We start from the raw sequence: 15018 nt of genomic DNA, 5'->3' as shown, positions 1-15018 counted from the left end.
CGAGCGGTGCCGGCCGGCGGCTCACCGACCGTCAGCGCGCGCCCTCGACGGCGGCCTGCGCGGCGCGTGCCAGCTCCCGTCGCGGGCCCCAACGGGTCTCGTGCGAGGCGGGGGCCGGGGCCGGGATCGCGGGCAGGAAGGTCAGCTCGGCGACCAGCCCGCGGACCGCGACCACCCGGGAGAGCGAGGCGAGCAGGCCGTCCTCGCCGACGAACGCGGCCGCGCTGGTCGGCCGGCCGTCCGCCAGCCGGTAGCGGATCGTCACCGGCTGGACGGGGGCGCCGGCCTGGACGGCGGCCTCGAAGAGCGCCGGGCGGAACCGCCCGCTCTCCCGCCCGCACCAGGTCGAGCCCTCCGGGAAGACGACCATCGGCCGGCCCGCCCGGAGCTGGGCGGCGACGGCGCCGACCGTCTCCGGGAGGGTGCGGAGCCGGTCGCGGTCCAGGTAGACCGTGCCGCCCCAGGCCGTGATGGGGCCGAGCACGGGCCAGTGCCGCACCTCGGTCTTGGCGATCGAGCGGCCGGGCAGTGCGGTCGCGATCAGCGGGATGTCCAGCCAGGACACGTGGTTGGCGACCACCAGGACCCCGGGCGCCGGCTCCCCCGCCGCTCCGACCGGCCCGTCCTCCGACGTGCCGCCCACCGCGGTGGCGGTGGGCGGCGGCGTCGAGTGAACGGCCACGCCCAGCGCCCCGAGCAGGGTGCGGGTCCAGAACCGGACCAGCCGGGTGCGCGCCCCGCGGGGAAGGGCGCGCACCGGCAGGGTGAGCGTGATCCCGACCAGCAGGACCGTCAGGCAGGTGGTCAGCCGGAGGACCCGCTGGGGCAGGGCCACCGCCGGGGCCCGGTCGGTCAGGCAGGCCTCCGGTGTGCAGGTCGCCGTCGGCAGCCAGACGCTCATGCCGACAGTTCCCGCGCGGCTGCGGCCGCCGGGGCGCCCGCGACGGCCCCGCCGGTGCCACCGGGGGCCCCACCGACACCCGGGGCGGCGGTCGTCCCGGAGAGGAAGTGCCGCAGGTAGCGCGGGTCGGTGCGCTCCAGGGAGAGCAGCACGTACAGGTCGGCGGTGGCGAAGTCCGGGTCGTGCGCCGGGGCGCCGCAGACCCAGGCGCCGAGCCGCAGGTAGCCGCGGAGCAGGGCCGGCAGCGGGGCGCGGTCGGCCCGCTCCACACCGGTGGCGTCCCAGAGCCGGTGCGGGGTGACCCGGTACTCCTCGGGGGCGAGGTGCTTGGCGCTGACGGTGTCCCAGACCCGGGCGGCGGTGGCGCCGCCGTCGTCCAGCGGGATGGAGCAGCAGCCGCCCACCCAGGTGTTGCCGGTGTCGGCGAGGTAGCGGGCGATGCCGCCCCACATCAGGTTGATCACGGCGCCGTTGCCCCGGTGGTCGGGGTGGATGCAGGAGCGGCCGAGCTCGACCAGGCCGTCGCGCAGCGGGCTCAGGTTCCTCAGGTCGAACTCGCCGTCGGAGTAGAGCCGGCCGGCCCGCCGCGCCGCAGTGGGAGGGAGCAGCCGGTAGGTGCCGACCACCGGGCCGTCCTCACCCTCGCGGACCAGCAGGTGGTCGCAGTACTCGTCGAACGGGTCGACGTCCAGGCCCGCCGTCGGGCTGTGCAGGACGGCGCCGAGCTCGGCGGCGAACACCTCGTGGCGCAGCCGCTGGGCGGCGCGGACGTCGTCCTCGTCGCGGGCCAGCGCCACCGTGTACGTCTGGGCGGGCTCGACGGGCTGGATGGCCGGCTGGGCGGCGGTGAGCCGGGAGGCGGGGCTCCGGGCGGGCTGGGTGGTGAACGCCGACCGGGCCGTGCGCGGGGCGGGGACCGCGGCGGCGTGGTCGGGGGCGACTGCGGGAGGAGTGTACGTGGGGACGATGGTCATGGCGGACCCTCCAGGGCAGCACGGACGACGGCGGCCACGTGGGCCGTGGCACCGCCCGGTCCGCTCGTTCGTGGGTGCGAACCGGTCACCGTATGTTTTTCCGAGCCGGCTGGCGTCCACGTTGTCGTTCGGTGGAGCGCAGATGTGCACCTGCTGAATGGGGCCACTCGGTGTCTGCCGTCCACCTGCCCGGTGCCGGGGCGCCGCCGGATGCTCCGCTCCCGGGGGTGGAATCCGCGGCCGGGCCATCCGCCGCACCGGCGCACGCCGGGCGTGCACAGCGGCCCGGCGACGCGCCGGCCCCCGGCAACGCGCCGGCCCCCGGCGTCGAAACGCCGGGGGCCGGGGCCGGGTCTGTCATCCGGGACGACCGCGCCAGGCGGCCGGGGGCGCGGGACTCAGGGCGCCCGGAGCGTCAGCCGGCCCACCACCCCTGGGGGTCGACCCCGCCGGGGACGGCGTCCGCCGGTCCGTACGGCTCGCGGGTGAGGACGAAGGAGTTGAGGTCGAGGTGGCTGACCGAGCCGTCGGCGGCCCGTACCACCCGCAGCGTCTCGCCCGCGTAGTAGTTGTCCAGCCCCGTCCAGGTGCCGTCCGCCTCGGCGCGGAACCGGGAGGCGCGCGTACCGGCGGCCAGCGGGGCCAGCTCCAGCCCGCGGTCGGCCCCCAGCCGCAGGACGTGGCCCGCGGCGCCCCAGTACCAGGGGCCGGTGAGCGCCAGCAGCTCCTCGTCGACGGACGGCAGCGGGCGCCAGGGCTCGGGCAGCCGCGGCTCGTGCTCGGCGGTGATCGCGATCAGGTCCGCCGCGACGATCGGGGTGTTGGGGCCGCTGGTCGCGTTGGAGAGGGCGACGGCGGCCAGGCCGTCCTCCTCGCTGATCCAGAGCCCGGCGGTGAAGCCGGGCATCGAACCGCTGTGCCCGAACAGCACGCGGCCGTCGCGGCGCAGCAGTTGCAGACCGAGCCCGTAGGCCCCGGACCAGTCGGCGCCTTCCGGGCCGACGGCCGGTCGGCGCATCTCGGCGAGGGTCTCGGCGGCGAGCACCTTCTCGTTGCCGCGGGCCAGGAAGGCGGCCCAGCGGGCCAGATCGGCGGCGGTCGACCAGAGCTGGCCGGCCGGGCCCATCAGCCCGGTGTCGGTGAGCGGCTCCGGCAGCATGACGTCGGCCCACGGGTGGACGGCGAAGCCGCCGGCGTGCGGATGCTGCGGGAGCAGGGTGGTGCGGTCCATCCCGAGCGGTTCCAGCAGTTCGCGGCGGAGCACTTCGCCCCACGGCTCACCGCGCAGCCGCTCGACCAGGGCACCGAGCAGCGCGTAGCCGGGGTTGGAGTAGTGGTAGCGGCGACCGGCCGGGTGCCTGAGCGGGCGGTCGTCCTCCAGGACATCGGCGAGCTCCGGCCGCAGCGCCCCCTCGGTCCGCTCCCACCAGGGCCCCGGCGTCTCGGCGGTCAGCCCGGACGCGTGGGAGAGCAGCTGGGCGACGGTGGCCTCGTCGGCCGGGGCGCCGGGCAGGTGGTGCCCGAGCGGGTCGGCCAGGTCGAGCAGGCCCTCGTCGCGCAGCCGGAGCACCAGGACGGCGACGAAGGTCTTGGTGAGCGAACCGATCCGGTACTGCACGTCGACGGTGGGCGCGTGGTCGTCGATCATGCTGCGGGCGCCGCTCCAGACCACCTTGCCGTCCCGCACCACCGCGGCGACGAACGAGGGGGTGCGGCCCTCGGCCTGGGCGACCGCGACACGGTGCAGCAGGGCGCGACGGGTGGTGGGGAGGAGCTCGTCGGGCAGGTCGGTCATCTGATCCTCTGAAGAGTCGGACGGCTCGGGCGGACCCGCGGCTCGGGCGGACCCATGGACGGGCGGACCCGCGCCCGGGCGGGCGGCGCGCTCAACCTAGCCCGCCCGTCCGCTCGGATCCAGCCGATTAGTACTCCAGCTGGAGATCTTGATCACGACTGCTGGAGGGCTTGACGTCGGTAGTGGCTGCTCCGTGCACGGGCCAGGTCGGCCAAGCCGCTCAGGATCCACACGGCGATCTCGGGGTCGAAGACCTCGCCGTCTGCCGCCCGCTCGGCCACCCACAGCCGGCTGACTTCGGCGGGCCGGTGCTCGACGGCAGTGCTCACCGGGGCATGGAGTCTGTTCCACCGGGCCCGGTCTACCTGCCGGCGGCCAGCAGAAGCCGACCTGCCGACCCGAGATGCCGTCCGCCCACAGGCCAAGATCAAGATCTGCACCTGGTACTAGGTTCACCATGAGATCGGGTACAGATTTCATGGCGCCGTCCTCCTGCGGTGCCCTAGCGTCGTGCCATGACGATTCCAGCTGGACTGAGACGCACGGTCCTCCGGGCGCAGCGGGACACCGGCTTTCTTGCCGCTGGTGTGCTGCCGCACCTGGCGCTGGTGCCCGTGTGGTCCTGGGCGGCGGCGACTACCGCCAGGACGGGGAACTGGCTCCTTACGGTTTCCCTGTCGGCCGCCCTGATCCTGCTCGGCACCCCGGTGCTGACGGCCGTCCAGCGGGCCCGCTACCGGGTGCTCATCGGTGTGGACGTCCCCCGGCTCACCCCCACCGCGCCGGAACAGTGGACGTGGGCCTCGACCGCCCGGTGGCTCGCGGCGACGCGGCCTTGGCGCAAGATCGGCTACCACCTCCTGTTGGGCCCGCTGCTCGCGCTGCTGGAGCTGCTGGTGCTCGCGGTGGCAGCGGCGTGCCTGGCGGGCGTCCTCGCCTACGCCTGGTCATGGGCGCTGCCGACCGGAACCCGCCAGGACTGGTTCGGCTACCTGACCCAGCTGCCGGCTTACACAGCGGCTGGACTCCTCCTCCTGTGCGCCCTGCCCTGGACCGCGCGGACAGTAGCCCGGGCCGAGGCGCGGCTGGCGCTGGGCCTGCTCGGGCCCAGCCGGGCGCAGCGGCTCCAGGAGCGGGTCGATCAGCTGGCCGTGAGCCGGACCGACTTGATCGAGGCCGTCGACGCGGAGCGCCGCCGGATCGAGCGCGACCTGCACGACGGCACCCAGCAGCGGTTGGTGTCTCTCGCGGTCAACCTGGGTCTGGCCATGGCCACCTGCCCGGACCTGCCGGGTGATGCCCGCGAGTTGATCGCGGGAGCGCACCTGGAGGCGAAGGAGGCGATCGCCGAACTCAATGACCTGGTGCGGGGGCTGCACCCGGCCGTGCTCGAAGACCGAGGTCTGGACGCGGCGTTGTCCGGGCTGGCTGCCCGCACGCCCCTGCCGGTGCGGCTGCGGGTCGATCTGGAGGAGCGGGTGGCGCCCAATGTGGAGTCAGTGGCGTACTTCGTGATCTCTGAGGCGCTGACCAATGCAACGAAGCACGCCAGCGCGATGCGTGCAGAGGTGATAGTCCGTCAGGTAGGCGAGCTGCTGCGAGTGCGCGTTACCGACGACGGGCTGGGCGGTGCCGACGCCGCCGCTGGCACGGGGCTGACCGGGCTGGCCAAGCGGGTCGGCTCCCTCGACGGGGCCTTCCACGTCAGCAGCCCCGTTGGCGGGCCCACCACCATCACCGCGGAGCTGCCGTGCGCGCGGTGATCGCCGAGGATTCGGTGTTGTTGCGGGTCGGCCTGATCAAGGTGCTGGAGATGGGCGGGTTCCAGGTCGCCGCGGAAGCCGGCGACGCGGAGGGGCTGTTGGCGGCAGTGGCGGAGCACCGGCCCGAACTTGCCTTGATCGACGTCCGGATGCCGCCCGGCTTCACCGACGAGGGGGTGCGGGCGGCGATGGAGATCCGTCGGCGCTGGCCGGGGACGCCGGTGGTGCTGCTTTCGCAGTACGTGGAGGAGCGGTACGCGGCTGACCTGCTGTCTGCCAACACCAGCGGTGTGGGCTACCTGCTCAAGCAACGGGTTGCCGATGTCGTCGACTTCGTGGCGGCGGTCCGGCGAGTGGCGGACGGGGGCACGGCCCTGGACCCGCAGGTCGTCGCCCAGCTGCTGCTGCGGCGGCACGACAGCGACCCGCTCGGGCGGTTGACCCCCCGCGAACGGGAGGTGATCGGCTTGATGGCCGAGGGGCGCTCCAATGCCGGCATCGCGCAGGCGCTGGTGGTCAGCGAGAGCGCCGTGGCGAAGCACATCAACAACATCTTCGCCAAGCTTGACCTGCCCGTGGGCGACGCGGACCACCGCCGCGTCCTGGCCGTGCTGCGGTTCCTCGGAGCGTCCCGCGCCCGACCTTCCCATCCGTGATCACGATCTACGGCTGGAGTATTGGTACGCCCGAAGCCCGGTGATACACGATCAGTCGGACACCCGGAGTCCGTCCATCTATTCGGCGAGCACAGTGTGCTCTCGTTCCGGATCCCCGAACTCGGGCATCGACCACGTGTCGACGCCAGGTGGCGTCCAGGAATCCCGGCGGGCCTGATGAGTGGCGAGGAGGCGGGTCATCATGTCCTGGACGACCGGGTAGTCCTCCACCTCGTCGATCCCCGGGCAGTGTTCTTCGAGGAAGGCCAGCAACTCGTTGACGGCGATGCCGCGCCAGAAATCACTGGCGGCCTCCGTATCCGTCGCCGGTGCTGCGGATGAAGGGGTCGAATGCGTCGCGGAGCCGCTCCTTGCCGTCGACGGTCAGGCCCACGGTGGTGGCGACGACGTACCGGTCGGGCTTGAGCTGCGCGACCTTCGGCAACTCCTCCCGGACCAGGCGCCGGATCAGCCCGTTCTGGTCGCCGCGCTGCCAGTGCTTGCACTGCACGACGGTGGACGCCCCGGCCGCGTCGGTGTGCCGGAGGTCGATCCCCCGGTCCCGGCCGCGCGGGAACAGCTCCAGCGGAACGCCGAGGAGTTCGCCGAAGAGGTCGCGGCAGACCAGCTCGAAGTCGTGGTCCGTCAGCCGCCCCAGATCGAAGGAGTCCATCTACCGCTTCCAGGAGAGCCACCGCCGGGACGGGGTCGCCCCGGTGGTGGCATTCTTCCGGAAGGGTCGGACAGCGGGGGGGAAAGGGCTCAGAGAACCGGCGGCCGTGGGGAGGACGGGAACGCGGGCAGCGCCGGGTCGTGCAGCCAGGCGGCGAAGAGGCCGTCCAGCGGGCCTCCCGCGTACCGGGCGCAGTGCGCGCGGAAGTCGGCGGTGGAGACCACGCCGTGCCGGTTGAGGACGGTCCAGTCCTTGAGCAGGCGGAAGAAGGCCCGGTCCCCGACGGCGCAGCGCACCGCGTGCACGGTGAGGCCGCCGCGCTGGTACAGCCGGTCGTCGAACATCAGCTTGCGGCCCGGGTCGCCGAGCCGGAGATCCTGCGGGAGGCCGGCGAGCAGGGTGTGGGCGGCGGCGGCGCGCTTCGCGGCGGACGGGCCGCCGCTGTACTCGGACCAGAGCCACTCGGCGTACTTGGCGAGGCCCTCGTTGAGCCAGATGTGGCTCCAGTCGGCGATCGACACGCTGTTGCCGAACCACTGGTGGGCCAGCTCGTGGGCGATCAGGCGCTCGCGTTCCCAGCCGCCGCCCAGGTGGTTGGTGCCGAAGGTGGCGACGCCCTGGGCCTCCACCGGGACGTCCAGTTCCTCGTCCGCCACCACCACGGCGTACTCGCCGAACGGGTACGGCCCGAAGACCTCCTCGAAGAAGCTCATCATCTGCGGCTGCCGCGCGAAGTCCGCGGCGAAGCCGCCGGCCAGCCGCTCCGGCACGTGGCCGGTCTGCGGCACCGCCGGGCGCTCGGCGAGCTGCACCGGCTGGTACTGGCCGATCGAGACGGTCACCAGGTAGGTCGAGGTCGGCGCGCTCTGCTCGTACACCCAGGTCGTGCTGGACGCCCGGGTGGTGCGGGTGAGCAGCCGGCCGCCGATCACCACCGTGTACGGGGACGGCGTGGTCACGGCTATCTGGTAGGTGGCCTTGTCCGCGGGCCGGTCGTTGCACGGGAACCAGGACGGCGCACCGACCGGCTGGCTGGCCACCAGCGCGCCGTCGGTGAGCTCCTCCCAGCCGAGCCCGCCCCACGGGCTGCGTACCGGGCGCGGGTTCCCGGTGTAGTGCACCTCGACCGTGAAGGCGGCGCCCGCGGTGAGCGCCTTGGCCGGGCGCACCCGCAGCTTGCCGCCGCGGTGGGTGTACCGGGCGGCCTTGCCGTCCACCAGCACCCGGCCGATCCGGAACTCGGCCAGGTCGAGCGCGAACTCCGGCAGCGCCGTGCCCGCGACGGCGCTCAGCCGCGCCGTCCCGCCGAGCCGGTTGGGCCCCGGCCGGTAGTCGAGCGCGAGCTCGTAGCGGTGCACCCGGTAGCGGGTATCGCCGCTGTTCGGGAAGTACGGGTCGGGGCCGGCGGCGGGGGACGCCGGGGTGTGCTGGTGGTTCACCGGGCGGGATTTCACCGGGTCGTGCGCTCCCTGCGAGTACGAGCTGGGGGACAGGCGGGACGTGGCAGCCGTCGCGGGGTCGGTGGATGCGGACGGGACGGGTCCGGCGGGTGCCGGGGAGGCCGGGCCGGTCACGAGGTGGTCTGCCACACCTCGATCGGATTGCCCAGCCACCGGGTGTCCGCGGGAACGGACTCGGCGCGCATCACCAGCGAGGCCGGGCCCAGCGTGCTGCGCGCGCCCACCGTACTGCCTGGCAGCACGATGCCGCCCGGGCCCAGGGTGGCGCCCTCGCGGAGGACCACAGTATCCATCCGCATGATCCGGTCGTGGAAGAGGTGGGTCTGCACCACGCAGCCCCGGTTGATGCTCACGCCGTCGCCGAGGGTGACCAGGTCGGCCTCGGGCAGCCAGTAGCTCTCGCACCACACGCCCCGGCCGACGCCGGCGCCGAGCGCCCGCAGCCAGAGGTTGAGCACCGGGGTGCCCGGCACCGCGCCGACCAGCCACGGCACCGCCAGCACCTCGACGAAGGTGTCGGCGAGCTCGTTGCGCCAGACGAAGCCGCTCCAAAGCGGGTGCTCGACGGCCCGGAACCGGCCGACCAGCAGCCACTTCGCTGCCACCGCGACCAGGCAGGCCGTACCGCCGGCGGCCAGCAGCACGAGGCCGGAGAGCAGCGCCGCCGCCACCGGCGACCACTCCGTCGTCAGCCAGGAGAGCGCGGCGAGGGTCAGCGCGCCGAGCGCGCCCGAGGCCAGCACCGGCAGCAGCCGGCCGAGCTCCACCAGCCCGCGGGCCCAGAGCAGCCGCGCCGGCGGCTCGTAGGTGAGGCTCTGGTCGGCCACGTCGGCCGCCCGCGGCAGCTTCATCGGGGGCATGCCCAGGTAGGAGCTGCCCTTCTTGGCCTTCGCCGGCGTCGCCGAGAGCACGCCGACCAGGCCGCGCTTGGGCACCGAGCGGCCCGGCGCGGTCATCCCGGAGTTGCCGAGGAAGGCCCGCTCGCCGACCTTAGCCTCACCGAGGCGCACCCAGCCGCCGCCCAGCTCGTACGGGGCGATCAGGGTGTCGTCGGCCAGGAAGGCGCCGTCACCGACGGTGGTCAGGCTCGGCAGCGCCAGCACCGTGGAGACCTCCGCGCCGCGGCCGACCTTCATGCCGAGCGCCCGCAGCCACAGCGGCGTGACCAGACCGGCGTACAGCGGGAACAGCACCTCGCGGGCCTGGTCCATCAGCTGGGTCACCGTCCAGGCCTGCCAGCCGATCCGCCCGTGCAGCGGGTGCGTCCCCGGCGTCAGCCCGATGCTCAGCAGTCGGACGGCCGCGACGAGCTGCGCCGCGTAGACCGCGCCGTAGGCCAGGGTGGCCGGCAGCAGGCCGAGCAGGGCGCCGCCGAGCGCCGCGGCGAGCCCCTCGCCGGGGTGGACGAAGCGGCTCAGCACGGCCAGCCCGGCGATCGCCGGGACCACCGGGAGCAGGCTCAGCACGGCGCCGCTGGCGCCGTAGAGCGCGGCCCAGCGGGCCCGGCGGTGCGGGCGGTCCTTGGGCCAGGTCCGCTCGGCGCGGCCCAGCTTCACGGCGGGCGCGCCGCCCCAGCGCTGTCCGGTCGGGACGTGGCCGGTGACGCTGGAGCCGGCCACGACCTGGGCCCGCTTGCCGATCCGGGCACCGGGCAGCAGCGTCGACCGGGTGCCGACCAGGGCGCCGGAGCCGACCTTGACCTGGCCGACCTCCAGCCGGTCGCCGTCCAGCCAGTAGCCGCAGAGGTCGACCTCGGCCTCCACTGCGCAGCCCCGGCCGAGCTTGAGCATGCCGGTCACCGGCGGCAGGGAGTGCAGGTCCACCTCGGGGCCGACCTTGGCGCCGAGCGCCCGGGCGTAGCGGGTCAGCCAGGCGCCGGAGAGCGAAGTGGCACCGCTGGCCTCGGCGAGCCGCTCGGCCGCCCAGAGCCGCAGGTGGGCGGAGCCGCCGCGCGGGTAGCTGCCGGGGCGCAGGCCGCGCAGCAGCAGCCGGGCACCGCCGGCCCCGACCGCGAGGCGGCCTGCCGGGCTGAAGAGCGCCAGCGCGCCCGCGCCGACGGCCCACCAGGAGGCGGTGGGCGCCCACGGGTAGTCGCCGAACCAGGACAGCACGTTGCCGAGCGCCAGCAGCGCGACGCTCCAGCGCAGCCCGACCACGGTGAAGAGCGGGATCAGCAGGAGCAGCTGGAGCAGCTTGGCCCGGGTCGGCACCGGCGCGACCGTGCGCGTCTCGCCGCCCTGCGCGGCGGTGCGCTCCAGGTGGCGGGCGAGCTTGCGCAGCGTCGGCTGCTGGTAGATGTCCAGCACCGCGACGTTCGGGTAGCGGGTGCGCAGCAGGGTGGTCAGCCGGGCGGCGGCCAGGCTGCCGCCGCCGACGGCGAAGAAGTCCTCGCGGGGCCCGCTCACCGGCACCCCGAGGATCTCGGCCCACTGCTCGGCCAGCCAGGCCTCGGTGCCGTAGAGCTGCTCGGTCGGGCCGGCCGTGTCCAGGTCGGGCAGCGGCCAGGGCAGGGCGTTGCGGTCGACCTTGCCGGAGGTGCGGGTGGGCAGCGACTCGACCGGGGCGAGCAGCGGCACCAGGGCGGCGGGCAGCTCGGCGCGCAGCCGCTCGACGGCGGCCTCGCGGTCCCAGCCCTCCTTGGTGACCAGGTAGCCGACCAGCAGCTGGTTGCCGCCGCGCGCGGTCCGGACCGCGGCGGCCGCGCCGGCGACGCCGGGCAGCGCCTGCAGGGCGGCGTCGACCTCGCCGAGCTCGATCCGGCGCCCGCCGAGCTTGATCTGCTCGTCGGCGCGCCCGAGGAAGAGCAGGCCCGCCGGGTCGGCCTGGACGAGGTCGCCGCTGCGGTAGGCGCGCTCCCAGCCGAGCGAGGGCAGCGGGGCGTACTTCTCGGCGTCCTTCTCCGGGTCCAGGTAGCGGGCCAGGCCGACGCCGCCGATCACCAGCTGGCCGGTGGCGCCCGCGGCGACCGGCTCGCCGCCCTCGTCGACCACGGCGAGGTCCCAGCCGTCCAGCGGCAGACCGATCCGGACCGGGCCGTCGCCGGTCAGCAGCGCCGCGCAGGCGACCACGGTGGCCTCGGTCGGCCCGTAGGTGTTCCAGACCTCGCGGCCCTCGGTGACCAGCCGCTGCACCAGCTCGGGCGGGCAGGCCTCACCGCCGAAGATCAGCAGTCGGACCTCGTTCAGCGCCTCGGCCGGCCAGAGCGCGGCCAGCGTGGGCACGGTGGAGACGACGGTGATCTCCTGCTCGGCGAGCCACGGGCCGAGGTCGGCGCCGCTGCGCACCTGGGAGCGGGGGACGGGCACCAGGCAGGCGCCGTAGCGCCAGGCCAGCCACATCTCCTCGCAGGAGGCGTCGAAGGCGACGGAGAGACCGGCCATGACGCGGTCGCCGGGGCCGATCGGCTCGTCCTGGAGGAAGAGCGCGGCCTCGGCGTCGACGAAGGCCGCCGCGTTGCGGTGGGTGACGGCGACGCCCTTGGGGCGGCCGGTGGAGCCGGAGGTGAAGATGATCCAGGCGTCGTCCGCCGGGGTCGGCCGGCCCGCGGCGGCGGCGGGGCGCGACACCCCGGTGACGGCGAGTGCACGGTCGGCGCCGAGCACGGCGGCGACGGCGGCCTCCTCGAAGACCAGCTGGGCGCGCTCGTCAGGGTCCTCGGCGTCCACCGGCACGTAGGCCGCGCCGGCGGCGAGCACGGCGAGGATGGCCACGTAGAGGTCGTTGGTGCCGGAGGGGACGCGGATGCCGACCCGGTCGCCGGTGCCGATCCCGGCGGCGGCGAGCCGGCGGCGCAGCTGCTCGACCTCGGCGGCGAGCGCCCGGTAGCTGAGCACGGTGCGGCCGTCGTCCAGCGCCGCCTCGTGGGGGTGGCTGCGGACGGTGGCGTCCAGGATGTCGAGCAGGGTGCGCGGGGCGGGAGCCTGCCGGCCGGGGAACAGTGCCCGCGCGGGCTCGGCGGGCGCCTCGGCCGGGGCCGCGACCGCCGGGGGTGTCGCGGGTTCCGCGGGTTCCGCCGCGGGCTCCGTCGGGGCCGGCCCGGCGCAGGGGGCCTGCGGTGCCTGCGGTGCCTGCTCCGTCTGGGTCTGGCTCGGTTCAGCTGTCATGGCAGCCCGTGTGCTCCTCGTCCTAGCCCCTTGGTTCCGACCGGCTTCTGGTTCCGACCGGTTTCCGGCCCTTGGGGGCGGTGGGAACACTCGCCTGATTCGCCTGGTCGGGTGATCCCACTCCGGGGCCGGAGCAGACAACCCAACCGATGGTACCTCGGGGCGGTGAACCGGGAGCTGCCCGACACTCCGCTCAACTCGCCCCAGGACAGCTGAATCTGACGGCACGTCAAGTAACAACTGAACTTGCGTGAGTAGGTTGTGGCGGAGTGTCAGTCGTTTTGACGGATCGTCAGGTGCATTTTCCGATTGTGGTCCACGCCACACCGGATCTCTACTCCCTCCGGGTGGCGGCCGCCCGGATCGCCCCGGTCCGGGGCCCTCCGGGCGGCTGTCGGCGCGTCGCCGCGGATCAGCGGAAGCGGTCGAGGTGCTCGTTCAGGAACATCTCCAGGGTACGCGGGGCGTGTCCGAGGAGTCGGGAGAGCGCGTCGTCGGGGTGCTCCGGACGGTCCACCGCGAGCCGCTGGATCTCGACGACGTGGGTGGCCAGCCAGTCGGGCATTCCGGCGCGGCGGACCAGGTGCGCGTGGAGCTCCCCGGGCGGCAGGTCGATGTACCGGACCGGCCGCCCGAGCAGCGTGCCCAGCAGCGCGGCGAGCTCCGGGTGGCTGTACGCGCGCCCGCCGGTCAGCTCGTACGTCCGCCCGGCCTGCTCGGGCCGGGTCAGGACGGCGGCTGCGGCGTCACCGATGTCCCGGCAGTCGATGTAGTTGCAGGGCGCGGTGCCCATCGCGCCGTGGATCAGGCCGGCCGCGGCGATCCCGGGGGCGAGCAGCAGGAGCTTCTGCATGAACGCGTACGGCCTCAGCACGGTCGCGGTGACACCCGAGGCGCGCAGGTGCTGCTCGACCAGGTGGTGGCCGCGCGAGACGGCGACCGGCGAGTCCGGCTCGGCGGCCGGAGCGGAGATCTTGGCGATGTGCTCGACGCCGGCGGCCACGGCCGCGTCGATGGCGCGCAGCTCGTGTTCGACCTGCTGCGGACCGTTGGCCATGGTGAGGAGGAGCCCGCGGGCGCCGCGGAAGGCCGCGCGCAGCGAGTCCGGGTCGCCGGCGTCGGCGTACACCGGCTCGACCAGGGTGCGGGTGTGCCCGTCGAGGCCGGCCAGGAGCCGGCCGGGGTCGCGGCTGAGGGCGCGGGCCGGGACGCCGAGTCGGGCCAGGCTGGTGAGGGTGGCGCCGCCGGTGGCGCCGCTGGCGCCCATGATGACGATCATGTCGTCTGCCTTTCTGGTTCTGGATTGCCGGTGTAAAGGGGTGGGTGGTCCGGGGGGTGGATCGGTGGCTGGACCGGGTCGCCCGCTCCGGGCGTGTGGTTCGGTCGCCCGGTCCGGTCGGGTGAGCCGGTCGTGTGGTCCGGACCTGCCCTCCGGTCGGGTGATCTGCGCGTGTGAGCCGGAGTGGACGGAGGTCGGGTCAGTGCTGTCGGTGGCGGCGCGGACGGCTGCCGCGCCAGCGCCAGGTGGTCACGGTGGCGGCGATCGCCGCGGAGACCGGGAGGTCGATCCGGAGGCGGGCGGGCCACGGGCTGTCCGCCAGGGTCGGTATCCGCGGGAGCCAGTGCGCGCCGGACCAGCCGGCCAGCAGGGCGAGGGCGGCGGCGGTGATCCCGAATCCGGCGGCCAGCAGCGCGCGCGGCGGCCGGAGCGTCCAGGAGCGGTCCGGGCGGCGGAGCAGTCGGGCACCGAGCAGGGTGGCGACCACGGCGGAGGTGCCGCCGATGGTGGTGGCCGCTGCGATCATCAGCTCGGACTGCCCGGTCGCGGCGCCGCCGATGCCGGCCATCACGGCGGGCATCGCGTAGGCGACCAGGACCTCGCGCCAGAGGACGAACGGTGGCGGCTTGGCGGGGGAGATGGCCTTCCTCGGCATGGGTGGCTCCTTTGCGCCTTTGGTTAGGCGGCTAAGTATTAGTGCTTAGCTGGCTAACTATGTGGGTGTGGTGAAGGGTGGAGGAGGTCGATCAGGGTGCCGGCGTGCCGGGGTCGTCGTGCGGAGAGCCGGGCAGGAGCCGGCGGTGGGTAAGGTGTGCGGCTCGGCGGTGGGTCGGGCGTGCGGCCCGGCGATGCGTCGGTCAGTCGGCGGTGAGGGCGGACATGCCCTCGACCAGTCGGGCCAGCAGATCGAGGAACAGCGTGCGTTCCTCGACCGTGAGGCCGCCGACCATGGCCTCCATGCGGGCGAAGTGCTCGGGCGCCAGCTCGCGCAGGCGCTCGGCGCCGAGCGCCGTCAGGACGACCACGTTGCCGCGACCGTCCTCGGTGGACGGCCGCCGGGCGACCAGGCCCTCCCGTTCGAGCCCGTCGACCAGGCCGGTCACGGTCGCCCGCGACACCCCGAGGCTCGCCGCCAGCTGGGACGGCGACTTCTCGCCGCCGTGGTCCTCCAGGTCGGCGAGCAGCCGGTACCGGCCGGTGGAGAGCCCGAAGCGGGCGAAGTGTGCCTCCCCGGCCTGTCCGAGCCGTGCGCCGGCCGCCATCAGCCGCGCGGCGACCAGGACGGCCTGCGGGTCGGCCGAGAGGCCGTACCGGTTGAGCTGGCGGCGGGCCTGGTCGAGCGTGGGTGCGCCGTGGTCGGCGCCCTGAGTGGAGTCGTGCACGGGGCGGTGCCGGGTCATGAAAGTAATATGGC

The 15018-nt window shown here is 74.5% G+C and carries 12 protein-coding genes; 2 read left to right on the top strand and 10 right to left on the bottom strand.

Features of this window, described 5'->3' with window-relative positions; translation table 11 throughout:
- Positions 1 to 31: 31 nt before the first annotated feature.
- The 4 genes from RMN57_RS04120 to RMN57_RS04105 all read right to left on the bottom strand — a co-directional run bounded on the left by RMN57_RS04120 (position 32) and on the right by RMN57_RS04105 (position 3999).
- The gene (locus tag RMN57_RS04120) at positions 32 to 901 is read right to left on the bottom strand and encodes a lysophospholipid acyltransferase family protein (protein ID WP_313761981.1); all 870 of its coding nucleotides are present in this window, start codon (positions 899 to 901) and stop codon (positions 32 to 34) included.
- On the bottom strand, positions 898 to 1875 hold the full coding sequence (locus RMN57_RS04115; RefSeq protein ID WP_313761980.1) for a GNAT family N-acyltransferase: 978 nt from the start codon (positions 1873 to 1875) through the stop codon (positions 898 to 900). Before RMN57_RS04115 ends, RMN57_RS04120 begins: the two co-directional genes overlap by 4 nt.
- Before the next feature lie 415 nt (positions 1876 to 2290).
- Positions 2291 to 3670 carry a serine hydrolase domain-containing protein gene (locus tag RMN57_RS04110; protein WP_313761979.1) on the bottom strand — a complete coding sequence of 460 codons (1380 nt, stop codon included), beginning with the start codon at positions 3668 to 3670 and terminating at the stop codon, positions 2291 to 2293.
- Positions 3671 to 3822: 152 nt separating this feature from the next.
- The gene (locus tag RMN57_RS04105) at positions 3823 to 3999 is read right to left on the bottom strand and encodes a hypothetical protein (protein WP_313761978.1); all 177 of its coding nucleotides are present in this window, start codon (positions 3997 to 3999) and stop codon (positions 3823 to 3825) included.
- A 186-nt stretch (positions 4000 to 4185) separates the two neighbouring features.
- Here RMN57_RS04105 and RMN57_RS04100 point away from each other — a divergent pair, with 186 nt between their 5' ends.
- Positions 4186 to 5433 (top strand): histidine kinase, encoded by a 1248-nt coding sequence (locus tag RMN57_RS04100; protein ID WP_313761977.1) that lies wholly within the window; start codon positions 4186 to 4188, stop codon positions 5431 to 5433.
- Complete coding sequence (locus tag RMN57_RS04095) at positions 5421 to 6089, top strand: response regulator transcription factor (RefSeq protein WP_313761976.1); 669 nt, start codon at positions 5421 to 5423, stop codon at positions 6087 to 6089. Before RMN57_RS04100 ends, RMN57_RS04095 begins: the two co-directional genes overlap by 13 nt.
- A gap of 301 nt (positions 6090 to 6390) precedes the next feature.
- Here the strand turns inward: RMN57_RS04095 and RMN57_RS04090 are convergent, their stop codons facing one another.
- From RMN57_RS04090 to RMN57_RS04065, 6 genes are all read right to left on the bottom strand, one after another.
- Positions 6391 to 6762, bottom strand: a complete 372-nt coding sequence (locus RMN57_RS04090; RefSeq protein WP_313761975.1) for a restriction endonuclease — start codon at positions 6760 to 6762, stop codon at positions 6391 to 6393.
- Positions 6763 to 6851: 89 nt separating this feature from the next.
- Positions 6852 to 8201, bottom strand: a complete 1350-nt coding sequence (locus RMN57_RS04085; protein ID WP_313761974.1) for a M1 family metallopeptidase — start codon at positions 8199 to 8201, stop codon at positions 6852 to 6854.
- Positions 8202 to 8332: 131 nt separating this feature from the next.
- Positions 8333 to 12325 carry a Pls/PosA family non-ribosomal peptide synthetase gene (locus RMN57_RS04080; protein ID WP_313761973.1) on the bottom strand — a complete coding sequence of 1331 codons (3993 nt, stop codon included), beginning with the start codon at positions 12323 to 12325 and terminating at the stop codon, positions 8333 to 8335.
- A gap of 412 nt (positions 12326 to 12737) precedes the next feature.
- Entirely contained in the window at positions 12738 to 13604 is an 867-nt protein-coding gene (locus RMN57_RS04075; protein ID WP_313761972.1) for an NmrA family NAD(P)-binding protein, read from the bottom strand.
- Positions 13605 to 13803: 199 nt separating this feature from the next.
- Positions 13804 to 14259 (bottom strand): hypothetical protein, encoded by a 456-nt coding sequence (locus tag RMN57_RS04070; RefSeq protein ID WP_313761971.1) that lies wholly within the window; start codon positions 14257 to 14259, stop codon positions 13804 to 13806.
- Between the two features lie 202 nt (positions 14260 to 14461).
- Positions 14462 to 15004: a MarR family transcriptional regulator gene (locus tag RMN57_RS04065; RefSeq protein WP_313761970.1), complete on the bottom strand. Its 543-nt coding sequence runs from the start codon at positions 15002 to 15004 to the stop codon at positions 14462 to 14464.
- Between the last annotated feature and the right edge of the window lie 14 nt (positions 15005 to 15018).

The organism is Kitasatospora sp. CM 4170 (genome assembly GCF_032110285.1).
Lineage (GTDB): Bacteria > Actinomycetota > Actinomycetes > Streptomycetales > Streptomycetaceae > Kitasatospora > Kitasatospora aburaviensis.
Note: the sequence above shows the minus strand (reverse complement) of the source record. Positions and strands in the feature narration are given on the sequence as shown.